Genomic DNA, 24,189 nt, shown 5'->3' on the forward strand with positions numbered 1-24,189 from the left:
TCATATTGGATTTTGCGTTACAACATAAAATTCAGCATTTCATTCGAAGGCTGACGCCCATCCAGTCGCTCGTCATCATCTACTTCGTTGCGGTCATCATCGGAATCATCCTACTCGGTCTGCCGTGGTCGACCAAGGGAGACTACAACTGGGATTTCACGGACCTCGTCTTCATGGCGGTCAGTTGTGTCAGTGTCACTGGTTTGACGACGGTCTCGGTCTCAGAAACCTTCACGACGTTCGGCTACTTCATGATCATGATTTTAGTGCAAGTCAGCGGAATCGGTTTGATGTCGCTTCATATCGCGATGTGGGTCATTCTCGGAAAACGAATCGGCTTTCGGGAACGCCAACTCGTCGTCCGAGATCAGAACCAGACGACGATGCAAGGGGTCGTCAAATACATTCGGGAAGTCATCTTGATCATCGTCTCGATTGAATTGATCGGGGCATTGATTCTCGGGCTGTACTATACGAAATATTTTCCGACACTAGGTGAAGCGATGCTCCAAGGACTGTTTGGATCGGTCAGTGCGACGACGAATGCTGGTTTTGATATCACGGGTGAATCGTTACTACCGTTTCGCGGTGATTTGTTCGTCGTCTTCATGCAAATCTTGTTACTGACACTTGGTGCGATCGGCTTTCCGGTACTCGTCGAAGTACGGCGCTACATCTCGTACCGGGCGACACGCCAAGCGACACGTCAACCGTATCATTTTTCACTGTTTACAAAATTGACGGCGTCAACGTTCTTCATTCTCGTCCTATTCGGAACGGTAGCATTGCTGCTATTTGAATGGAACCAATCCTTTAAAGGTTTACCGATCGATGAGAAGCTCGTCGACGCCTTGTTCCAATCCGTCACGACCCGAAACGGGGGATTGACGACGGTCGACATCACCTCCTTCTCACAAGCGTCGATTTTCGTCCTGTCGCTCTTGATGTTCATCGGGGCGTCACCGTCTTCCGTTGGTGGGGGGATTCGAACGACGACGTTCGCGGTCGCCGTCTTGAGTGTCATCGCCTTCATCCGAGGCGAATACGGCATCAAAATCTTTGGTCGTGAGATTGGTCAGTCGGACATCTGGAAAGCGTTCGTCGTCATCGTCGTCTCGACTGGTGTGACGATGGTCGGATTGATCGTCTTGTTGCTTGTCGAGGATGCCCCGTTCCTCGTGCTGTTTTTTGAAGCCTGTTCGGCGTTCGGAACGACCGGTCTATCGCTCGGCATCACGGATCAACTATCGGATATCGGAAAATGGACGTTGTCCGTGCTGATGTTCATCGGTCGAATCGGTGTCATCTCGTTCGTTCTTCTCTTGAAGGCGAACCAACCGAAACGTAACTATAACTATCCGAAGGAATCCGTCATCATCGGATAAGGAGGCTCTTTTATGAAACGTGCCTTTTGGATCAACTTCGCCTATATCTTTGCTGTTCCTGTCTTACCGTTTTTGGCGCTCGTCAACGGCCGAGCACTCTGTTCACCGGATTCACCGTTACTGGACGTCCCGGTACTCGGCTTCTTTTTGGCAGAGCCGTGGGCGTTCGTGCCGGTATATGCTGTCTTTGCGTTGTTACTGGCGTCACTCTTGACGAAACGACGGACACACGTCTGACCATCTCGCCCTGCGCGAGATGGTTTTTTGTTTTATACTGAATGTGGAATGAGAAAGAGAGGATGGGACGAACCGTGTTATTACCTTTTAATGAATGGCGACATGTCTTTAAACTAGATCCAGCAAAACCAATTGATGATGCTAGCCTGCAGGCGATTGCGACGTCCGGAACGGATGCGATCCTTGTCGGTGGAACAGATGACATCACACTCGATGCGACGCTTGATCTCTTGATGCGTTTGCGCCGGTATCCAGTCGCAGTGGCACTCGAGATTTCTGAACTCGAAGCCGCAACGATGGGATTTGATACGTATCTGACACCGACAGTCCTGAATGCGGGAACATTAAAGTACGTCGTTGAAAAACAAGTCGAGGCGTTAGAACAAGTCGGTCATATGCTGGCACACGCTGATCTTGTCGGGGAAGGGTATATCGTCCTGAATCCTGATGCGAAGGTCGCGCGTGTGACACAAGCAAAACCGTTAACATTAGATGAGACGGTCGCTTATGCGCAGTTAGCGGATAGCGTCTTCCGTCTACCGGTCGTGTATCTCGAATACAGTGGCGTTTACGGAGAACCGGAACGAGTAGCAGCCGTTCGCGATGTCTTGAAACAGGCACGCCTGTTTTACGGTGGAGGAATCGACTCCGAGGAGCGAGCGCGTGAGATGCTGCAGTATGCGGATACGATCGTCGTCGGGAACGTCATTTATGAGGATTTAAAAGCAGCGCTTGCGACTGTCGCAGCGACACGATAAAATATAGGAACAAAAGTTCGGAATATAAGAAATGAGGCTATTGATATGTTTAATTTGAGTGAACAGCTCGTCAGTGGACTAAACCCTGAGCAAGCAAGAGCAGTCAAGCATACGGAAGGTCCACTGCTGATCATGGCAGGAGCCGGTTCCGGGAAGACACGCGTCCTGACACATCGGGTCGCTTATTTGATGGCGGCTAAACAAGTCGCACCGTGGAACATCCTCGCGATTACGTTCACGAACAAGGCGGCGCGAGAAATGCGAGACCGGATCGGTCGTTTGGTCGGTGGTGTCGCGAACGATATTTGGGTCTCGACCTTCCACTCGATGTGCGTCCGGATGTTACGTCGCGACATCGATCAGCTTGGATACGATCGTAACTTCACGATTCTTGATTCAAGTGATCAGCAATCGGCGATCAAGCTCGTCTTAAAGGAACAAAACTTGGACCCGAAAAAATGGGATCCACGTTCGATGCTGACGATCATCTCGTCACAGAAAAATGAATTACGCAGTGCTGAATTCTACGCCTCGATCGTGACGAGCCCGTATGAAAAGACAGTTGCTGAAATCTATAAAGGATATGAAGCGGTCTTACGCCGGAACAACGCGCTCGACTTTGATGATTTGATCGGAAAAACGACGGAATTGTTCAAGAAGAGTCCGGATGTCCTTGCTTACTATCAGAAGAAATTCCGCTACATTCATGTCGATGAGTATCAAGATACGAACAAAGCCCAGTATGATCTCGTCAACCTGTTAGCATCGGGACATCAGAATCTCTGTGTCGTCGGGGACTCGGATCAGTCGATCTATCGCTGGCGTGGTGCTGACATCGCGAACATCCTCTCGTTCGAAGAGGACTATCCGAATGCAGCTGTCATCTTACTCGAGCAAAACTACCGTTCTTCGAAACGAATCTTGGAAGCAGCCAACCATGTCATCCAAAACAACTCGACACGCAAAGATAAGAAACTTTGGACGGATAATGATGAAGGCGAGAAGCTCGTCGTTCATACGGCGGAGAATGAGCGGGAAGAAGCCTTTTATATCGTCCAGGAGATTCGGAACTCACTTCGTTACGGGATGAAACTGAGCGATATCGCGATTCTGTACCGGACGAATGCACAATCGCGTGCCATTGAGGAAACGCTTCTTAAGTCGAACGTTCCGTACAAAATGATCGGTGGCACGAAGTTCTACGATCGTAAAGAGATCAAGGACGTGCTTGCTTATCTCCGTTTGATTTCAAATCCGGATGAAGACCTGTCCTTCGCGCGGATCGTCAACGAACCAAAACGCGGGATTGGTGCGACGACGATTGATAAGCTGCGTGATTTCGCCGACTTACAGGGCGTGTCATTGATGGAAGCGATTCGCGATATCGAATTGTCGAGTATCGCACCGAAGACGGCAGCGAAGCTGACGGATTTCCGGACGATGATTCTCGGACTCAGCCAAATGCAAGAATTCATCAGCCTTTCGGAACTAGTCGAAGAAGTGCTCGAAAAATCAGGCTATCGTCAAGTGCTGAAGGAAGATAAAACACTTGAGGCGCAGAGCCGTCTCGAGAACATCAACGAGTTCATCACTGTTGCGCAAAACTTCGAGAAGGAGACGGCAAAAGCCGATCCGGAAGACCGGACGATCATCGCCTTCTTGACCGATTTGACACTCGTCGCCGATGTTGATTCACTCGACGAGACGGATCCGGAAGAACAAGTCACGTTGATGACGCTTCACTCGGCAAAAGGACTCGAGTTCCCTGTCGTCTTCTTGATTGGGATGGAGGAAGGATTGTTCCCACATAGCCGCTCGCTTCAAGATGAAGACGAGATGGAAGAAGAACGTCGCCTCGCGTATGTCGGGATCACACGTGCTGAGAAACGCCTTTACTTGTCACATGCGCGGATGCGCTCCCTTTATGGACGGACGAACGCGAACCAAGAATCACGGTTCCTAGCAGAGCTGCCGGAAGTCGTCATCGAGCGGACAGGTAAAAAAGCGAAGCCACTCCCATGGGAAGACCGTCCTGTCCCGCAAGGCAAGGCCGTCATCGGTCGCTCGATCAGTAAACCGACAGCAATGAAGACGTCAGGTGCGGAAACGCTCGGTTGGTCGGTCGGAGATAAGGCAGAGCACGGGAAATGGGGACTCGGTACAGTCGTCCAGACTCGTGGTGAAGGGGATAATCTTGAAATCGATATCGCATTCCCAGCAGTCGGAATCAAACGATTGCTCGCGAAATTCGCACCGATTAAAAAGGTATGACGGGAGGTCCACAGATGGACGCAAGCCAGCGTATAGATGAGATTCGTCAAACATTGAACCGATACAGCTACGAATACTACGTACTGGATCAACCAACGGTACCGGATGCGACGTACGATCAATTGCTTCGTGAACTGACGGAGTTAGAAACAGAGCATCCAGAACTGATCACACCGGATTCGCCGACGCAACGCGTCGGCGCGGCACCGCTCGAAGCGTTCGAGAAGGTGACGCATGATTTACCGATGCTGTCGCTCGGAAACGTCTTTGATGAGACGGAAATTCGCGAATGGGTCGCTCGGATTGAGCGGTCGCTCGGACGTTCGACGACGTATGTCGCCGAACTGAAATTCGATGGACTTGCCATCTCGCTGAAATACGAAGACGGGCGATTCGTCCGTGGGGCGACGCGTGGCGATGGAACAGTCGGCGAAAACATCACGCAGAATCTACGGACGATCAAAGCGTTACCGCTTCGTTTGCAGGCGGAAGAGACGGTCGAAGTCCGCGGTGAGGCTTACATGCCGAAACAATCGTTCGAACGCTTGAATGAAGACCGGGCTAGCCGAGAAGAGACATTGTTCGCGAATCCGCGTAACGCTGCAGCAGGTAGTCTGCGTCAGCTGGATTCGTCAATCACAGCGTCGCGTAATCTGTCGTTATTCGTGTATGGCGTCGGTGTCAATACGTTGACGGCCCGTTCACATAGCGAAGCGATGGCACAACTTGCCTCACTTGGGTTACCGACCAATCAACATATGCAGACGTGTGAGACGGTGGAAGAGATTCTTGCCTACATCGCACATTGGACGGAAGCACGCGCGAGCCTGCCATATGAGATCGACGGAATCGTCTTGAAAGTCGATCGATACGATGATCAGGAAGAGCTCGGCTTCACAGCAAAAAGTCCCCGCTTTGCGACTGCCTATAAGTTCGCGGCGGAAGAAGTCATGACGACAGTCGAAGACGTTGATTTCAGTGTCGGTCGGACTGGGAAAGTCACGCCTCGTGCCCGTTTTGCACCGGTCGTCGTCGCAGGATCGACGGTGACGTATGCGACACTACACAACGCTGACTTCATCGCTGAAAAAGATATCCGCCTTCAGGACTCGGTCATCATTAAAAAAGCAGGCGATGTCATCCCGGCAGTCGTACAAGTCGTCACGGCAGAACGGACAGGAGAAGAGACACCGATCGTCTTCCCGACGCATTGTCCGGCCTGTCAGTCGGAACTTGTCCGTCTCGAAGGTGAAGTGGACATCCGCTGTGTCAGTCCGGAATGCCCAGCGCAATTGATGGAAGGCATCATTCACTTCGTTTCGCGTCAAGCGATGAACATTGACGGTCTCGGTGAAAAAGTCGTTCGTCAATTGTATGACCATGAAGCGATCCGGACGATTGCCGATTTATATCGACTCGATCGTGAGGAATTATTGACGTTTGACCGCATGGGTGAGACGTCCGTCGATAAATTACTTGCGGCGATCGAAGCCTCGAAACAGAACTCGGTCGAGCGTCTCTTATTTGGTCTCGGAATCCGACTCGTCGGTCAAAAAGCGGCGTATCTCTTAGCGGAACGTTTTGATTCGTTAGCAGGGATTGCGGCTGCAAGCTACGATGAGATTGTCGCAATCGATGGCATTGGGGGGAAAATCGCAGATTCAATCGTGAAGTACTTCGAGCATCCGGAAGCACAGGCATTGATTCGTGATTTGGAACAACTCGGCGTCAATCAACGTTTCCTTGGTGAACGGGTCGATCAGACGAATGCACCGCTCGGCGGCAAAACGATCGTCTTGACGGGGACGCTCGAGAGCTTAAAACGGTCAGAGGCCGGTAAACGACTCGAAGCACTCGGAGCCGATGTGACAGGAAGTGTCAGTAAAAAGACGGACGTACTCGTCGCAGGGGAAAAGGCAGGCTCTAAACTGACGAAAGCGGAATCGCTTGGTATCGAAATTTGGGATGAAGCGCGTCTGTTAGAAGAATTAGCTAAACACGAAGCGTGAGAACAATCAAACAAAAAGGAAGGCGGGATTCCGCCTTCCTTTATTCGTGTTCATCTTTGTCACGAAGCAATCGTCTCGCTCCGAATCAAAGTACCTTGTTTGATGAGACGATTCGTTGCCGTTTCTGGTGGATCACAGGTGATCAATGTGATTGTTGGGGAAGCGACGGATTGGTCGAGAACGGACAATGTCGTCGGTGTGACAAGACGACTGGACGTGATGCGGTACGTATACCGATGTGTTTTTGTCGTGACGACGACGGTATCGCCTTTTTTGACGTCAGGTAGACGATTGAAGTGAAGCCCTTCCGTGAAACTTCGGTGTCCGGCGAGCGCATAATTGCCTTTTCCGGGTGATCCGGTTTCTGGAATATGACCGATACTACGGTCCAACACCGCTGTCGTCGAACCCTCTAAGATGACTTGTTCAAAATCAATGCTCGGAATCGAGAGCAATCCGACACCAGATTTAGCAAGAGGTTGTTTTGTCTCTTTCGCATCGACGGTCTTCAAACTTTTGGTCCATTGTTCCTTTAAATTTGCTGCCTCCTGTTCACGCTGATAGTCACTGATGAAGGGCCAAGCAATAAGGGCGATGCCTGCCAGTAAAAAAAGCAGACCGATGAATTTACGACGTGTCATGAGAAAAAGTCCTTTCGGATACGCCAAAGCGCATCATCTTTTTTGAAAATCAGGGGAAAACTTGTCCTTCCCCGATGGAAAACGATTCTGTTATGATAAAGAGAACGATTTAAAAACATGGGGTGCAAATAGAGATGAACTATAAAACAGCAGTAGCGTTGACGTTATCGAGCACGTTATTTTTAGGTGCTTGTTCGTTCGACCTTTCGCCAAGTAGCGATACAAAAGAAGTCATTACTGAAAGTGAACAAGGTAAGGAAGTCCAAGCCGTTGTCAGTCCAGCCATTGATACGACGGATTCGTACTATCGGACGGTCTTGCCGTTTCGTCCAAGTGTCGCACGTGGAATGACACAAAAACGTGTCAGTTCACGTCTTGAGCTCGATGAAATCGAAACGGGTTTAATGCGTCATTCGACACAGTTTTTTGATCCGGAAAAATACTATTACCAAGAAGGTCAGTTACTCGAAGCCGACCAAATCGCGAAATGGTTGTTGCGAAAAGGAAAAGCAGGCGATGGCGTCAGCGATCCTGAAGGTCTGAACCCAGCCTACACGTCTGGTAAGTCGTATAAAGAAAAAAACCAAAAGTCACCTATGATTCTATCGCATATCTTAGAGCAAGACTACATGCTTGAAGAAGATAAGAAACTCGAACTTGGTGGCACGTCGATTGCGCTTGTCTTAAATAGTGAGTATGTGTTCCAAGATGAAAACTATGGACCGACCTATACCGTTAAACTTGATGAAAAGAAAGTCGTTGCTGAAGGGAAGCGGATGGCAAACGATTTAGTCAAGAAGATGCGTAAGACACAAGGGATGAAGACGACACCGATTCACGTCGCCCTCTACCTCCAGGAAAAAGAAGGGTCACCGGTTTCCGGTCACTATCTCTCGTCTGCATTCATCGGTCGCGGGAATCAAATCAGTGCGAACGACTGGAAAAACTACAATGAGCGCTATTACTACTACCCGTCAGCACGCGCAACGAATGACGTGCGGGATGATGCAGCGAAGTTCGATTTATTCAAAGACCGCCTAGAAGACTACTTCCCGAACTACACCGGTATGATGGGGGAAGGCTTCTATCAAGAAGATGAACTTAAAAAGCTTGAGATGAAGATTCCCGTTCAATTTTACGGAAAAGCAGAACTCGTCGCATTCGTTCAGTACGTGACGTACCTGCTTGAGAATCGTTGGGAGTATAATCGAAACATTCCAACGACGATCACTGTGACGAACTTGAACGGGGATACGGAAGCGATGCTATTCCTCGATCCGGATACAAAGAAACCGATCGTCAAGATTCGTTGATTTCTCCATTCACTTTATGTAACGACATTCCTCCAATGGGCGGAATGTCGCTTTTTTGTACGACGGATGCTGGAAGAGAGAAGCATATGAATCAGAAAGGAAGGGTATGGAAGAAGAATGGTATTTTGTTTCACTTTCCCATTTTTTAGATTTACGAAAGCCAGTAGAAGAGAGCATAATGAAAGAAGAACAGTTCTACACACAGGAACGACGAGGTAAGTGATGAATCGTCAGTTCTTTTAAGAAGAGGATAAAGGAGAGATGTAGATGAAAGGCGGTATCTATTCACAAATCGGTGCAGTTCGAGAGGAACTACCATCGTCCTCACGAAAAGTCGCAGACTATGTCTTGACGCATATGAACCAAATTGCGCGCATGACGATCCACCAACTTGCAGAAGAATCAGATACAAGTGCCGCTGCAGTCGTCCGCTTCTGTCGCGCGCTTGGATTAAAAGGATACCCGGAGTTGCGGATGCGCATTTCTGCCGATACAGCACGGACGGATTTAAAAGGGTATCACGATATCGAAAAGGATGAACGTCCCGTCGACTTGATTGAAAAAACGCTTAGTAACAGTATTCAAGCATTGCAGGATACTGCGAAGCAGTTGAATGATGAACGGATTGCGGATGCGATTGATGTGATTGATCAGGCGCGTGCGATTTATTTTTACGGGATTGGGGCATCGCATGTCGTAGCCGAAGACGCTGCTCAAAAATGGACGCGTGTCGGGAAACTAGCGATTCAAGAAACGGACCAGCATCTACTTGCGACGATCTTAGCGAATGCACGTAAAGAAGATGTCTTCTTTGCGATTTCTTACAGCGGAGAAACAGAAGAGGTCGTCGAATTGATCCGTTTGGCGAAAATCCAAGGGCTGAAGGTCATCAGTCTGACACGTTTCGGGGACAACCGGATCAGCCAACTAGCGGATATCGCACTTTGGACATCACGCGCTCCGGAAGCACCGCTTCGTAGTGCGGCGCTCAGTTCGCGTCTCGCCCAACTATTTGCGATCGATGTCTTGTTCTTATCGTATGCTGCGGGACACTATGAAGATACACTCGAACGTCTCCAATTTACGCGGGAGAGCGTTAAGACACTGCATCAAAAGAAATAAGGGGGATACATATATGTCAGAACGAACTGCCGGACTAGACGCGTTGTATCCAGAAATGGTCGAGCGCCGTCGCTATTTACATCAGCACCCAGAGTTGTCGTTTCACGAAGTCGAGACCCCGCGTTATATCGCGCGACATTTAAAAGCGCTCGGAATCGAAGTCAGGACGGAGGTCGGCGGACGTGGTGTCGTCGGGTATATTCGTGGAGGAAAACCGGGAAAGACCGTCGCGTTACGCGCCGACTTTGATGCCTTACCGATTGCTGACGCTAAAGAGGTCGCGTATCGGTCGACGGTTCCGGGTGTGATGCATGCATGCGGTCACGATGGTCATACGGCGACGTTACTTGCTGTCGCAGAGACGCTCATGCAACAGCGAGAATCATTACCGGGGAACGTCGTTTTGATTCATCAACATGCGGAAGAAGTCGTTCCGGGCGGTGCACGCGATATGATTGCGGACGGTTGTCTCGAAGGGGTCGATGTCATCTTTGGAACGCATCTTTGGTCAACGATCGATTTAGGACACGTCGGTGTTCGGACTGGTCCGATCATGGCGGCGGCTGATAAGTTCGAACTGACCTTATATGGAAAAGGCGGACACGGTGCGAAACCACATGAGACGATTGATGCTGTCTTACTCGGGGCAACGATCGTTAAGGAATTACAATCAATCGTCAGTCGTCAACTCAATCCACTGGAGCCGGCAGTCGTGACCGTTGGAACATTACATGCTGGGAATACGTTTAATGTCATTGCAGATCAAGCGATGTTGACAGGAACGGTCCGGACGTTTGATGAAGCGACAGCGGACGAGATCATCGAGCGGATGGAGCGGACGATCAAAGGAATCTGTGAGGCAGTCGGAGCAACGTATCACTTTACATACGAAAAAGGCTATCCAGCTGTCGTCAATCATGCTGCACCCACCGCATTGATTGAATCTGTCGCACGAGAAGTTTTAGGAGACGAGCGTGTATTTGAGATTGAACCGACGATGGGTGGCGAGGACTTCGCTTATTACTTGCAACACGTACCTGGTGCGTTCTTTTTTACAGGAGCGGGAGATGCTTCGTATCCACCGCATCACCATCCACAGTTTGATTTTAAGGAGCCGGCGATGCTCGATGCAGCGCGTATTCTCGTCGAAGCGACATGGCGTTACTTAGAACAAGCTACTAAATCATGAAAAAAATCGCTCGTCTTGACTCCGAAAAGGAATCAGGACGAGCGATTGCTGTCTTTTTATCCTAAAATTTCTTGAACACGACCGACTTGACCGTCTTCTAAGCGCACTTTAATCCCGTGCGGATGTTGCGGAGATTTCGTGAGAAGGTCTTTGACGATTCCTTCTGTTCGTTTACCTGTTCGTTGATCTTGCTTCAACACGATGCTGACTTTAAGACCGGGCGTGATATTTTTACGTGTTTTACCGTCCATCTGTAGATCCTCCCATCGTTCATTTCCTGTTTGGCTATCAGTATAACATGGTTCAGCCGGTGAAACTTGTTTGTCGCAAGGACGTAAAGTGAAAAGAGAACAGAATGTCAGAAAAAAGTTTGACTATATTTGACCAATTAAGATGTGGCTTTTATAATTAAGGTAATGAAGTATAGGAAAAGGAAGTGAACTCGAATGGCAAAAGACTATTATCAAACACTCGGTGTCGCAAAGGATGCATCGAATCAAGATATTAAGCGCGCGTACCGCAAATTGGCGAAGCAGTATCACCCAGACGTCAATAAAGAGGCGAGTGCGGACCAGCGTTTCAAGGATATCCAAGAAGCCTTCGATGTGCTTGGAGATGAGGAAAAACGAGCGAAGTATGATCGATACGGCAGTAACTTCGATCAGATGGCAGGCGCTGGAGCTGGTGGCGCTGGAGATTACGAAGATCTGTTCCGACAGTTCGGAGGTGGTGGACGGACACGACCTGGACAATCGTTCGGATTTGAAGATATGTTCGGTTCGTTCTTTAGTCAGGAAGAAGTGTCGACCGATGAAGAGCTTGAATTGACGGTCCCACTCAGTCATCTCAGTACGAACGAAAAAGTCACGGTGCGTCTTGCGACGGGTTCGATCCAGCTGACGCTTCCGAAAGACGTCTATGACGGTAAAAAAGTTCGCTTACGTGGAAAAAGTTCGATGCGTAACCGACAAGGTGTCGCGGGAGATGTTTACGTGACGATTCACTTGAAGGATGACGATCAGTTCCGACGGGTCGACCAAGACGTCATTTCAACCGTCCGTGTTCATCCGACGACGCTTGTGCTCGGAGGCGAAGTCGTCGCAGATACGCTTGAAGGGAAACGAATCAAACTGAAAGTCAAACCGGGCACGAAACCAGGAGCACGACTCCGGATTCCAAATCGTGGTCTGAGTCAAGCGAATGGTCATCGTGGGGCGTTACTTGTCCAACTCGAAGTCAAGTTACCTGAGATGGACCGTGCCTTTTATGAAGAGTGGGAACGTCAACTTGCAGTGAAGGAGTGATCAAGGATGGATTTTGAACGTTTAACGGATCGGGCACACGAGGGAATCGTCTCTGCCCAAGCGATCGCAAAACAACGTCGTCATAGTGAAATCACAGAATGGCATTTGTTACTTGCCTTACTTGCTCAAGAAGAAGGGATTGCACGAGTCGTCTTTGAAAAGCTGAATCAACGGATTGAGACATTGAATGGAGCGATTGACGAGGCGATTGGTAAACTTCCTGCTTTGTCCCAGGCGACGACGCCTCGGATCGGTAGCTCGTTGCTGAACGTGTTGACGGAAGCAGAGACGGAAGCGCGTCTCATGCAGGATGACTATGTCTCCGTCGAACACTTATTGCTAGCATTGATCAAACAATCAAGTCCAGCAGCTCAATATTTACGTCGTCAAGGCATTACGGAAGAGACACTCCGGGAAGCGATCGTCAGTATGCGAGGCAATCGGAAGGTCACGACGAAAAATCCCGAAGAGACGTTTGATGTGCTGAAAAAATATGGACGTGATCTCGTAGCGGATTTCCGGTCTGGGAAAACAGACCCGGTCATCGGCCGTGATGATGAGATTCGACGTGTCATCCGGATTTTGAGTCGGAAGACAAAAAACAATCCCGTCTTGATTGGAGAACCCGGCGTCGGGAAAACGGCAATCGTTGAAGGACTCGCGCAACGGATCGTCCGAGGAGATGTACCGGAGAGTCTGAAGAACAAGCAGTTGTTCAGTTTAGACATGAGTGCGCTCGTCGCTGGTGCGAAATACCGTGGTGAGTTCGAAGAGCGACTGCAAGCAGTCTTGAATGAAGTCAAGGAAGCCGAAGGACAGATTCTCTTGTTCATCGATGAGCTGCATACGATCGTCGGTGCCGGGAAGACGGACGGCGCAATGGATGCCGGAAACATGCTCAAGCCGATGCTTGCACGAGGAGAATTGCACTGTATCGGTGCGACGACGCTGGATGAGTACCGGAAGTATATCGAGAAAGATCCAGCGCTCGAACGTCGCTTCCAACAAGTACTCGTCGCAGAACCGGATGTCGAGGATACGATCTCCATTCTGCGTGGACTAAAAGAACGGTTCGAGATTCACCACGGTGTACGGATTCATGATAATGCGCTCGTCGCGGCGGCGGTGTTATCCGATCGGTATATTACGGATCGGTTCATGCCGGATAAGGCGATTGATCTCGTTGATGAAGCATGTGCTATGATTCGGACCGATATGGAGTCGATGCCAGCTGAACTAGATTCCCTCGTCCGTCGGGTCATGCAGCTCGAAATCGAGGAAGCTGCGTTAAAGAAAGAGACAGATGAAGCATCTCGGAAACGACTTGCCATCTTACAACAAGAACTCAGCTCTGTTCGAGAAGACGAGAGTGCGCTTCGGACACGATGGGAACGGGAAAAAGAGAGTTCGCAAAGTGTCCAACAGTTACGCGCGGATCTTGAGAAGGCAAAACTGGCATTACAAGAAGCGGAAGGGCGCTATGACTTGAACCGAGCATCGGAAATCAAGTACGGTCAAATTCCGGATCTTGAGGCACGTCTGAAAGTCGCGGAAGAGTCATCTGAACACGTCTCACACGAACTCGTTCGAGAAGCGGTGACGGAAGAAGAGATATCCGACATCGTTTCGAAATGGACCGGCATTCCAGTGACGCGGCTTGCGCAGGGCGAACGCGAAAAATTACTTTATCTTGAAGATACGCTTCATGAGCGTGTCTTCGGTCAAGACGAAGCGGTCCGTCTCGTCGCGGACGCTGTCATTCGAGCGCGAGCTGGCATCAAGGATCCGAACCGCCCGATTGGCTCGTTCTTGTTCCTCGGTCCGACAGGGGTCGGGAAGACAGAACTCGCAAAAGCCTTGGCAGCCGCGATGTTCGATAGTGAAGATCACATCGTCCGCATCGATATGTCGGAGTATATGGAAAAACACAATGTCTCCCGTCTCGTCGGTGCGCCTCCAGGATACGTCGGTTATGAAGAAGGCGGTCAATTGACGGAAGCCGTCCGACGGAGTCCATATTCGGTTCTGTTGTTCGATGAGATCGAAAAAGCGCACGGCGACGTCTTTAATATTTTGCTTCAGTTGCTCGACGATGGTCGATTGACGGATGCGCAAGGACGGGTCGTCGACTTCAAAAACACGATCGTCATCATGACGTCAAACATCGGAGCACCCATCCTGCTTGAAGCCGCCAAAGATGGTGTCATCGATGCATCGGAAGAGGAAGCCGTTCGCCAAGAACTGAAGCGCCACTTCCGACCGGAGTTCTTGAACCGGATCGATGATACGATTTTATTCCATCCACTCCACCGGACAGAAATTGAACGAATCATCGACAAAGCGGTCGAGAAAATGAGTTCACGTTTATCTGGACGTGGCATTACGATTGATGTCACGGATGCTGCGAAGACGTTGATTTTCGAAGAAGCCTTCGAACCACAATACGGCGCACGTCCAATCAATCGTTATATGCAACGAACGATTGAGACGAAACTTGCCCGTGCCTTGATCAGTGGGGCGATACAAGATGGTGCCCGGATTGCGATTGACGTAGAAGACGGCGAACTAGTCGTCCACGGATGAAGCAGATGTTAGAAAAAGGAGCCGACTCGGCTGAAACGAGTCGACTCCTTTTAGCGTTTACGGAAGAACCATATCCGTATCCGTCAGATGCGTGATAAGCTAGAAAAAAAGAGAAAGAGGGAACGCCATGAATGTTACACAAGCCCAACTCGAGGAGTTGATTGAAGAATGCCGTCCGTATACGGTGCTTGGACAAGTCGCCAGTTACATCCCAGAGCTTGCGAAGGTTGATCCGACACAGCTCGGAATCGCCGTCTGTAATGCCGACGGGACGTTCGTCTCTGCAGGTGATGCAGATACGATGTTTACACTACAGAGTGTATCGAAGATCATCACGCTCGCATTCGTCCTCGAGACATTCGGAGAAGATTATGTCTTTTCAAAAGTCGGGATGGAACCGACGGGCGATGCGTTCAATTCGATCGCAAAACTTGAAGAGACGATTCCAACAAAACCGCTCAATCCAATGATCAATGCAGGAGCACTAGCCGTGACGAGCATGTTACCGGGAACAGATGCTGCCGATAAATTACTTCAATTGCGTCAATTCATCGCAAAGCTATTGGATATTGAAGTAGAAATGGTAAAATATGACGCAGATGTTGCTGAATCGGAATTCGAAACGACGGATTTGAATCGGGCGTTGCTCTACTTCATGCGCTATCACGGTGTCATCGAAGGCAATGTCGAAGAAATCATCGACGTCTATACGAAACAATGTGCGATTTTGACGAACTGTAAAGGACTTGCCATGATGGGGAAAATTTTGAGTACATCCGGTAAGACGCCATCAGGACGCCAAGTCATTTCACGTCGGAACGCACGAATCATTCGAGCAATCATGACGACGTGTGGCATGTACGATGCATCTGGAGAATTTTCCGTCCAAGTCGGGCTTCCAGGAAAAAGTGGTGTTTCCGGTGCAGTCGTTGCTTGCGGTCGAAGTGATTTCGATATGGCCGATCTCGGAATCGGTGTCTTTGGACCATCGCTTGATGCCAAAGGGAACTCGATTGCCGGAACAAAGATGCTGGAATTACTCGTTCAACGTCATCCATGAGCGATTTCAATCTGATCAAGCGCAGAACGTAGTTCGTCCTCTAAACGCTTGATCTGACGCAAACGCTCTTCTTGATAAGCAGATGGAACCTCGAAAGAGCGCCATCTTTCTAATCGCTGATACGTATCATTGATGTGTCCGAGTCGTGTCTGGGTTGTCTTTAGACGATCAACAGCAGACTTCGGTTGATGCGTGTAGGGACGAAGATACTCGACTGTATAACGGTATGCTTTTGTAGCAAGCCGTAATTCATGCATCCGTTCGACACGCTTCGTTCCATCCTTTCGTTGCACTTTTTCAAATTGTTCACGTTTTTTTTCATAGCGTTTCTCGGCGGCCTGAATCAGCTCTTTTTCTGACATCCGTTTGAGGCGCTTTGTCATCGGACCGGCTAAAAAGCGACGAACGGATCGATCCAGTTCATTTGAGATCAAGAGATGCATGGTCTCGATTAAAGTTGAACGTTTCCCTTGAAGTTGCAGAGCGACATGGTTTGCGAACAACTGATCGATTTCTGTTTTGTTTGAGGTTGCTTCCAGTTGTACGTCGAGGTCACGGACTTCGCCGAAAGCATGCATCAACCGCTTCCAAATCAAATACACGGGTTCCTCCGTTAAATCGACCAATCGGGCGAATGTGATCAGTTTCCGTAACCGAATCCGCGCTTGATGGACATCTTCCGGATTTTCAAACGTTTGAGCCTCTTTGGCATAATGATTGAAGGTAGACCATGTCTCCAGCAGTTCGAAAGTCAGCTTTTCAGTATCTCGATGGTTCATGAGATGAATCCCTCCTCGGATTATTTTCGTAAGAGTTCAAGAGTGCTAGGTTTTAAAATTAAGGAGGACTCCTCCTGAAATGTGGTGGAAACATGTTAGAAACAGTTACGTTCTCAGGAAAGATGAAGCAATTCATGAAAATTTTCTTTCCCATCCTCGTAACGCAAGTCGCGTTTTACTTAATTAGTTTTTTCGATACGGTCATGGCCGGTCGATATGGTTCTGCTGATTTAGCAGGAGTCGGTGTCGGAGCAAGTCTCTGGGCACCCGTCTACACAGGACTGACCGGTATTCTACTTGCCGTCGCACCGCTCGTTTCCCAAGCGATGGGAGCGAAACGCGAGCGGGAAGTCAAACGGATCGTCATGCAGGCGTTGTACGTTGCTGTCGTGATCATTGGTTTGACCGTAGTCATCGGACTTATTGCTGTCAATCCGATTCTCGAACGGATGGAGTTATCAGCAGAGGCGCGTGAAGTCGCGCGAAATTATCTCGTGATGTTAGCACTCGGGATCGTACCGATGTTCGTTTTCTTCGTTTTACGAACACTCGTCGATTCATTAGGTAAATCAAATATCACGATGGTCTTACTACTAATCTCTTTACCCATTAACGTCCTTTTCAATTATCTATTCATCTTCGGAAACTTCGGTTTTCCGGAACTTGGTGGAGTGGGCGCGGGAGTTGCGACTGCCATCACGTACTGGATTCTCTGTCTAGCGATCATCGCTGTCGTCTTCAAAGGAGAATTATTTCAACGCCTTGGGATTCTGCGGCGCTTTTACCGTCCAGATATGAAGCGAATCAAGGAATTGATTCTACTCGGTGCTCCGATTGGTCTAGCGATTTTTTCTGAAGTCAGTATTTTCTCGGCGGTCACGTTGCTGCTCGGAGCGTACGGCGATGTCATCATCGGTGCCTATCAAGCGGCCATCAACTTCGCTTCGTTCGTCTATATGATCCCATTATCTGCTGCGTCCGCTTTGACGATCACAGTCGGTTTTGAGGTCGGTGCCAAACGAATCAAGGACGCTGTCCAGTACGTCGTCATTGGATTGACGATGTGTGTTGCCGTCTCCTTGTTCTCCGGAATCTTGTTGTACTTAAAGAATGAAGAACTTGCCGCTTTATATAGTCGTGATCCTCAAGTCATCGAAGCAGCCGCACACTTCATGATTTTAGCGATTTTCTTTCAACTGTCGGATGCCGTTGCTGCACCGACGCAAGGTGCATTACGTGGATTCAAGGATGTCAACGTCACCTTCTTGTTGACGATTGCTGCCTACTGGATCATTGGACTACCATTAGGTTTTTATCTCGAACGCTATACGACGCTCGGACCAGATGGTTACTGGTGGGGATTGATCATCGGTCTTGCGGTCGGAGCAACGCTACTACTTGTTCGTCTTATGCATTTAATCCGTAAATCAAGGAGGCTGGCAGCTTGAAATTTTCAAAACAACGCATCATGACGATTGCGAAGATCATCTTGCCGATCGTCTTGATTGGATTCATTTTTTATCAAGGACAAAACGAATTGCGTAGTTTGTCGCTACAGGAATCGATTCAAGCGATTCGTCAAGTCCCATCTTGGCAATTCATCCTGTTGATTCTCGCAGGTCTTGCGGCAGTCTCGACGATGTTCTTTTATGACTTCTTCTTATTACGTTCATTGGAGGCGAAAGCACCGATCGGACTAATTTTCCGAGCATCTTGGATTGCGAACTCCTTTAACGGCATCATCGGATTCGGCGGTCTCGCTGGGATGGCGATCCGCTCCGCTCTTTATCGACCATTCGTTGAAGGCGGTCGTTTGTTGAAGGCGATCGGCTGGATGGCACCGACGTTGATCAGTGGATTGTCCATCTTATCTGCCTTATCGCTTCTACACGTTTTTCCGGCGTTTGAAGTGCTCGATTTAAAAAAATGGCTGTGGCCCGTCATCATTGGTGTCGCATTCTTCTTTCCACTCTATCTGCTGTTCTCGTTTCGACGAGGCAATAGTAGCATCCATCCGAAATCGATTGCGTTATATTCACTCGTCTCACTCGCAGAATGGTTCAGTGCTGGCGTTGTCGTCTATCTGATCCTCGCGGCGCTCGGAACGGATGTCAGTTTCTCAAAAGTCATCGGTGTTTTCATTATCGCTGCGACAGCCGGTTTGATCTCGATGGTACCGGGTGGGTTTGGTTCGTTTGACTTAGTGTTTTTGATCGGCATGCAGCGCGCGGGTGTCGAGGAAGGCATCGTCTTGACAGGATTATTGATCTATCGTCTTGTCTACTACTTGATTCCGTTCCTGATCGGTGTCATTTTCTCAGCTCGGGAGTTCAGCGGTCCGGTCGTCAAGATGATCGAAGACAAACCGATCGTTGGTCCATCGATGGAGGTCGGGGGCGTCATTTGGCGCTTACAACTGCGATTCCTCAGTAAAATTCGTCATTTCACACTCGCGTTGATCACACTCGTTGCCGGAATCACGATCTGGGGACTGGCGATTTTACCACCTGTCTCGACGCAGTATGAATATTTGGAATCGAAATTACCGCATGAAGCGCTGTTACTCGCGAATAGTTTCTTCTTGATGGGCGGCTTATTGTTCGTCCTCTTATCGACAGCACTGTATCGTCGAACAAAACGGTCGTTATATATGATGTACGGGGCATCTTTTTTCGCATTGCTTGGAATGGCACTTCGTGGTTTTAACTTGATTTCTTTCCTTGCCGTCATCATCGTCCTCGTCTTGCTACTGATGTCGCGAAAAGCATTTCACCGAGAACGAACGCTCATTACGACGACACGCTTCATCCGGGTTGCCTTCGCTGGTCTATTGTACCTTGGAGGATTCGTCTTTTTTGGATACGCCTTCTATACGCTCGGATCAGCAGATGGAACAAAAGTGTATCCAGCACACGAAATTTTCATGTTTGCAGCGAGTGCCTCTATCTTTGCGCTCGTGTATGTTCTCGTCTTCGTCCGCTTATTCAACACATTCAATCAACCGGTTCTCGGTGAGCGATTCGATGCTGAAAAGATCGAATCGGTATTGCGTGAGCAGGGTGGGAATTATTTGAGCCATCTCGCGTTTCTAGGTGATAAACGTTTCTTCTTCTCCGAAACAGGACGTTCATTCATCCAGTTCAGTCAGACCGGCAATCGGATCATGGTCCTTGGCGACCCTAGTGGAGATCCGAAGGAACATTCACAAGTCATCGCGTCTTTCTTGCGTCGCGTCGAAGATCTTGGATATATTCCGAACATCTATCAAATTCAAGCGCAAAATATGTCTCTCTATCATGATTTTGGCTTCAACTTCTTCAAACTTGGTGAAGAAGCGATCGTTGATATTCCATCTTTCACTGTATCAGGAAAAAAACGAGCTGGACTTCGGTCGATTAAAAATCGCTTTGAACGAGAGGGCATGACGTTCGAAGTAGTCGAGCCACCTATTTCAGGAACTCTATTAGCAGAACTACAAGAGGTCTCCGACGAATGGTTAGGCGGTAAGTCCGAGAAAGGCTTTTCGCTCGGTTACTTCCACGAACCTTATTTAAATCGAGCGCCGATTGGCATCATGCGTGAAGCGGAAGGACGATTGATCGGGTTCATGACATTCATGCCTGCTTACCAAGAAGGGGTCCTATCGATTGACTTGATGCGTTTTCGACCAGATGGACCGAATGGAATCATGGATGCGATGTTCATCCGACTATTCGAGTATGCGAAAGATGAAGGCTACCACACGTTCAACATGGGAATGGCTCCGCTTTCGTCCGTCGGAGAGGACGAGACGTCCTTCTGGCAAGAACGTGTGGCAGCGGATGTCTTCAATAATATTCGCTACATGTATAGTTTCACCGGTCTACGACGATACAAAGAAAAGTACGATCCAAAATGGGAAGGACGATATCTTGCTTACCGAAAGCGTCAATCGTTACCGATGGCAATCTTAAAAGCAACGCGTCTGATTTCTCGAAAGAAAGACCGGATTTTATTACCATGATCGACTGACGCATGAAGTCGACAATCGACGGGTATACAAAGGGCGACCCTATATCTACGGATATGCGGGATCGTCCTTTTATAATTTCGTTTAAATGTACAAAGGTCTATACAACTAGAATTAATCGCGTTATACTAGATACGGAAGCAAGTCATGGAACGGATAGAGAAAGGAAGATGCCAGATGACAGTGATCATCAATGCCCGGATTTACACGGGGGAGCAGACGATTGAAGACGGCTTCATTCGTTTTGACCGAACAATCGAGGCGATTGGACCCATGTCGAAATTCGAGGAAATCGCAGGAGAAGAGACGATCGATGCGCAGCATCAATCACTCATTCCGGGAATGATCGATGTGCATATTCATGGGGGATATGATGTCGATGTCATGGATGGAGATGTCGAGAGGTTGCGTCATTTCAGCCGACAGATGTTACAAGAAGGTGTGACATCATTTTTAGCGACGACGATTACTCAGGACTGGGGAAATATCACACGCGCGCTTGAGACGGTCCGAGAAGTCGTAGCGCAAGACGATACGACGATCGTCGGCGTTCATCTTGAAGGACCATTCATCAATCCGGATTATGCGGGTGCACAGCCTCACGAACATATCGTCGAACCGGATGTCGAGCAGTTCTTGAAATGGCAAAAAGCAGCAGGGAACACGATCAAGCTCGTCACATACGCTCCGGAACGCCCGGGAGCACGGGCGTTCGAAGAAGCGGTGCGCTTGACGGGTGCGATTCCGTCAGCCGGACATACAGACGCGACGTATGCCCAAAACCAAGCCGGTCACGTCACGCATGGTACCCACCTCTACAATCAAATGCGGGCACTTCATCACCGGGAACCAGGCACGGTCGGATATTGCCTCCTGACACCAGACGTCTATGCGGAGATCATTCCGGATGGGATTCACAGTGCGCCAGAAATGGTCGACTTCGCCTACCGAATGAAAGGCGCAGATCGACTGATCGTCATCACGGATGCGATGCGTGCAAAAGGATTAGCTGATGGTGAATATGAGTTAGGTGGTCAGGCTGTATTCGTTCGAGACGGTGCGGCACGTCTTGAAAACGGTAGCTTAGCTGGAAGTGTCTTAACGATGGACGCCGCCTTACGGAATATCATCGTCTATACAGACTGTTCGCTCGAAGAAGCGGTTCGCATGACATCGGTCAATGCGGCAAAAGAACTTCAATTGACTCAAAAGGGAAGCCTCTCGGTCGGCAAGGATGCGGACATCGTCCTGCTCGACGAAGCGCTACACATTCAAGAAACGATTCATCGTGGTACGCGACACCGGATCACGAACGGAAAGGAGTCTACCTCATGAAATGGATGATCGTAGAAAAAGGAGAAGAATTAGCACAGGTGGCCTATCAATTTTTGAAACAGGAAATTGAGCGTCACCCGGAAGGTTTGACGGTAGGACTGGCAACGGGAAGTTCACCGGTCGGCGTTTATGAAGAATGGCGGAAGGATTCGCTCGATTGTCGACATGTGACGACGGTTAATCTAGACGAATATGTCGGTCTCAGCCCAGAGCATCCACAAAGTTACCATACGTTCATGCAAGAGCATCTATTCAAAGATGTCGCGTTTAAGGAATCATTCGTTCCAATCGGGGACACAGAAGATCCTATGCGCGAAAGTGAACGATATGAAGCGCTCGTCCGCAATCGAGGAATCGACATTCAATTGCTTGGAATTGGAGCGAATGGACACATCGCCTTCAATGAACCGGGGACACCGTTCGATGCTAAGACACACGTAACGGAATTGACGGAGTCGACACGAGAAGCGAACCAACGTTTCTTTGATCGATTAGAAGAAGTACCGACGAAGGCGATCACGATGGGGATCGGTACGATCATGGAAGCGAAAAAGATTCTTCTCGTTGCTTCTAGTGAACGAAAGGCAGAAGCGGTTCGCGATATGATGGAAGGTGTCGCAACAACGGATTGTCCAGCAACTGTACTCAAGCGTCATGCTGATGTCATGGTGATCTTGGACGAAGAAGCGGCATCTTTATTGTCAGATGACGCTAAACATACAGGACGAGCGGCTTATCTGAATTTCATGAAAGTATGACGATGGAAGAGCGATGAATCAAAAGGGATAGAGACAATCATTGGATTGACTCTATTCCTTTTTTTGATTCTGTTGAGCCTAGTCTCAAGCGATTTTTTATTTTGATAGAAAGGCATCAACAGGACATATACCAAGATCATTCAATCTCATGATACAGCGCACTAAGGGTCCATGATTTTTTCAGTGCAACGATTCCATACGATTTCTTTAATCGAAACGTAAATTGACATTTCATTAAATGTACGGATAATGGAGATTAGCGAACTTTACGGAAAATTTACATGAAAATGAGGGTTTACATGATGGAAACGCGATCCGCACGAAAGAGACAGCCAAGTGCTGGCAAGATGTTCATGAAAGTCATCGCTGCACTCGTCCTGCTTGTCACAATCATCGGTTCTGGATATGCTGGAGCTGTTTTTATTAAAACGCAAGAAACATTGGCAAAGACGCAGATTAACATTCCCGGCTCGAAGGTGAGCTCTAAATATGATGATGTTCCGTCTGAATCGTTCTTGATTCTTGGGACGGATGAAACGAAAAAAAGTAAAGAACGAAATGAACCGGCGCGATCAGATGTCATGATCGTCGGAATCTTAAATAAAAAAACGGAACAATTAGTGTTGACGAGTATTCCGCGTGATTCACTCGTGAACATCGATTATTCGAAATACGATGTACCTTATGGTAAGACAGGTGTTGAGCAAGATAAAATCACCCATGCCCATTACTTCGGTTCGATGGATAAATCGAATTCCTATAATGGGATTAAATTAGCGCGTGAAACGACAGAAAACCTGCTCGGTATTCAAATCGATCACGTCGTTAAAGTTAATTTCCAAGGATTCGTTCAATTGATCGATGCATTGGATGGCGTAGACATCGATGTACGATATGCGTTCAAAGAGCAAGATTCAAAACGTAAAGCCGGTACTGTCACTGTTGATAAAGGTATGCAACATTTAACAGGAGAGCAAGCACTTGCTTACGTCCGGAACCGTCATGATGATCCGCTCGGTGATATCGGACGCGGTCAAAAACAGATGCAAGTCATTCAAGCGGTCGCCAAAGAAGCGGCAAGTTTCCGTTCCCTCAGTGCATACCGTGATATTTTGGATGCTGTCGGTGATAACGTCGAAACGAATTTAGGTCCGAACGATTATACACGCTTAGCAGATTTCACAGCAGCGTTACGTAACACGACGGAGTACCAACTCGCTGGAGAAGGTTATATTGGTATCAGCGGGAAATGGGAGTATCATCTCGATCCGAATCAATTGGAGCAAGTGAAAAGTAACTTAGCAAAAGCGATGCAAGGTCAAGAAGTCGAACCGATCAAGGAAGAGACAGACCCGGCACAAAGCACGACAGAAGAACCAGTGACGGAAACAGAAGCCGTTCCTGCTCAATAATATACGCTAAAAATCCCCTTGTAT

The 24,189-nt window shown here is 48.7% G+C and carries 19 protein-coding genes; 16 read left to right on the forward strand and 3 right to left on the reverse strand.

Annotated features, from left to right (window positions below; translation table 11 throughout):
* Window positions 1–5: 5 nt before the first annotated feature.
* From B4C70_RS13285 to ligA, 5 genes are all read left to right on the forward strand, one after another.
* On the forward strand, window positions 6–1,385 hold the full coding sequence (locus B4C70_RS13285) for a TrkH family potassium uptake protein (protein ID WP_050678989.1): 1,380 nt from the start codon (window positions 6–8) through the stop codon (window positions 1,383–1,385).
* Between the two features lie 12 nt (window positions 1,386–1,397).
* Window positions 1,398–1,622 carry a hypothetical protein gene (locus B4C70_RS13290; protein WP_035398958.1) on the forward strand — a complete coding sequence of 75 codons (225 nt, stop codon included), beginning with the start codon at window positions 1,398–1,400 and terminating at the stop codon, window positions 1,620–1,622.
* 62 nt (window positions 1,623–1,684) lie between these two features.
* Entirely contained in the window at window positions 1,685–2,380 is a 696-nt protein-coding gene (locus B4C70_RS13295; RefSeq protein ID WP_290780215.1) for a heptaprenylglyceryl phosphate synthase, read from the forward strand.
* 45 nt (window positions 2,381–2,425) lie between these two features.
* Entirely contained in the window at window positions 2,426–4,651 is a 2,226-nt protein-coding gene (gene pcrA / locus B4C70_RS13300; RefSeq protein WP_050678990.1) for a DNA helicase PcrA, read from the forward strand.
* A 14-nt stretch (window positions 4,652–4,665) separates the two neighbouring features.
* Window positions 4,666–6,660, forward strand: a complete 1,995-nt coding sequence (gene ligA, locus B4C70_RS13305; protein ID WP_047394971.1) for an NAD-dependent DNA ligase LigA — start codon at window positions 4,666–4,668, stop codon at window positions 6,658–6,660.
* Window positions 6,661–6,719: 59 nt separating this feature from the next.
* Here the strand turns inward: ligA and B4C70_RS13310 are convergent, their stop codons facing one another.
* Window positions 6,720–7,301 (reverse strand): class D sortase, encoded by a 582-nt coding sequence (locus B4C70_RS13310; RefSeq protein WP_023467085.1) that lies wholly within the window; start codon window positions 7,299–7,301, stop codon window positions 6,720–6,722.
* Window positions 7,302–7,435: 134 nt separating this feature from the next.
* Here B4C70_RS13310 and B4C70_RS13315 point away from each other — a divergent pair, with 134 nt between their 5' ends.
* From B4C70_RS13315 to B4C70_RS13325, 3 genes are all read left to right on the forward strand, one after another.
* Complete coding sequence (locus tag B4C70_RS13315) at window positions 7,436–8,614, forward strand: CamS family sex pheromone protein (RefSeq protein ID WP_047394974.1); 1,179 nt, start codon at window positions 7,436–7,438, stop codon at window positions 8,612–8,614.
* Window positions 8,615–8,881: 267 nt separating this feature from the next.
* The gene (locus B4C70_RS13320) at window positions 8,882–9,736 is read left to right on the forward strand and encodes a MurR/RpiR family transcriptional regulator (protein ID WP_290780220.1); all 855 of its coding nucleotides are present in this window, start codon (window positions 8,882–8,884) and stop codon (window positions 9,734–9,736) included.
* 13 nt (window positions 9,737–9,749) lie between these two features.
* Window positions 9,750–10,925 carry a M20 metallopeptidase family protein gene (locus B4C70_RS13325; protein ID WP_290780223.1) on the forward strand — a complete coding sequence of 392 codons (1,176 nt, stop codon included), beginning with the start codon at window positions 9,750–9,752 and terminating at the stop codon, window positions 10,923–10,925.
* A gap of 56 nt (window positions 10,926–10,981) precedes the next feature.
* On the opposite strand, the gene B4C70_RS13330 is transcribed toward B4C70_RS13325, so the two are convergent.
* The gene (locus tag B4C70_RS13330) at window positions 10,982–11,176 is read right to left on the reverse strand and encodes a YwbE family protein (protein WP_023467094.1); all 195 of its coding nucleotides are present in this window, start codon (window positions 11,174–11,176) and stop codon (window positions 10,982–10,984) included.
* A 195-nt stretch (window positions 11,177–11,371) separates the two neighbouring features.
* Here B4C70_RS13330 and B4C70_RS13335 point away from each other — a divergent pair, with 195 nt between their 5' ends.
* The 3 genes from B4C70_RS13335 to glsA all read left to right on the forward strand — a co-directional run bounded on the left by B4C70_RS13335 (window position 11,372) and on the right by glsA (window position 15,872).
* Window positions 11,372–12,229: a DnaJ C-terminal domain-containing protein gene (locus tag B4C70_RS13335; protein WP_050678995.1), complete on the forward strand. Its 858-nt coding sequence runs from the start codon at window positions 11,372–11,374 to the stop codon at window positions 12,227–12,229.
* 6 nt (window positions 12,230–12,235) lie between these two features.
* The gene (gene clpB / locus B4C70_RS13340; protein WP_290780227.1) at window positions 12,236–14,812 is read left to right on the forward strand and encodes an ATP-dependent chaperone ClpB; all 2,577 of its coding nucleotides are present in this window, start codon (window positions 12,236–12,238) and stop codon (window positions 14,810–14,812) included.
* Between the two features lie 127 nt (window positions 14,813–14,939).
* Window positions 14,940–15,872 (forward strand): glutaminase A, encoded by a 933-nt coding sequence (glsA, locus tag B4C70_RS13345; protein WP_023467099.1) that lies wholly within the window; start codon window positions 14,940–14,942, stop codon window positions 15,870–15,872.
* Here glsA and B4C70_RS13350 read toward each other — a convergent pair.
* Complete coding sequence (locus B4C70_RS13350) at window positions 15,863–16,651, reverse strand: CHAD domain-containing protein (RefSeq protein WP_023467100.1); 789 nt, start codon at window positions 16,649–16,651, stop codon at window positions 15,863–15,865. The two genes, glsA and B4C70_RS13350, sit on opposite strands and share 10 nt — an antisense overlap.
* Window positions 16,652–16,743: 92 nt before the next feature.
* On the opposite strand from B4C70_RS13350, the gene B4C70_RS13355 reads away from it, so the two are divergent.
* The 5 genes from B4C70_RS13355 to B4C70_RS13375 all read left to right on the forward strand — a co-directional run bounded on the left by B4C70_RS13355 (window position 16,744) and on the right by B4C70_RS13375 (window position 24,165).
* Window positions 16,744–18,099: an MATE family efflux transporter gene (locus B4C70_RS13355; RefSeq protein WP_290780231.1), complete on the forward strand. Its 1,356-nt coding sequence runs from the start codon at window positions 16,744–16,746 to the stop codon at window positions 18,097–18,099.
* Window positions 18,096–20,654, forward strand: a complete 2,559-nt coding sequence (gene mprF, locus B4C70_RS13360; RefSeq protein ID WP_290780234.1) for a bifunctional lysylphosphatidylglycerol flippase/synthetase MprF — start codon at window positions 18,096–18,098, stop codon at window positions 20,652–20,654. The genes B4C70_RS13355 and mprF overlap by 4 nt, the downstream gene beginning before the upstream one ends.
* 183 nt (window positions 20,655–20,837) lie before the next feature.
* On the forward strand, window positions 20,838–21,995 hold the full coding sequence (gene nagA, locus B4C70_RS13365; RefSeq protein WP_290780236.1) for an N-acetylglucosamine-6-phosphate deacetylase: 1,158 nt from the start codon (window positions 20,838–20,840) through the stop codon (window positions 21,993–21,995).
* Complete coding sequence (gene nagB, locus B4C70_RS13370; RefSeq protein ID WP_290780238.1) at window positions 21,992–22,753, forward strand: glucosamine-6-phosphate deaminase; 762 nt, start codon at window positions 21,992–21,994, stop codon at window positions 22,751–22,753. Before nagA ends, nagB begins: the two co-directional genes overlap by 4 nt.
* Before the next feature lie 299 nt (window positions 22,754–23,052).
* Entirely contained in the window at window positions 23,053–24,165 is a 1,113-nt protein-coding gene (locus tag B4C70_RS13375) for an LCP family protein (protein WP_231681811.1), read from the forward strand.
* The last annotated feature ends 24 nt before the right edge of the window (window positions 24,166–24,189 follow it).

Origin of the sequence: Exiguobacterium sp. UBA5002, assembly GCF_002396765.1 — a bacterium.
In the GTDB taxonomy this organism is placed as follows: Bacteria; Bacillota; Bacilli; order Exiguobacteriales; family Exiguobacteriaceae; genus Exiguobacterium_A.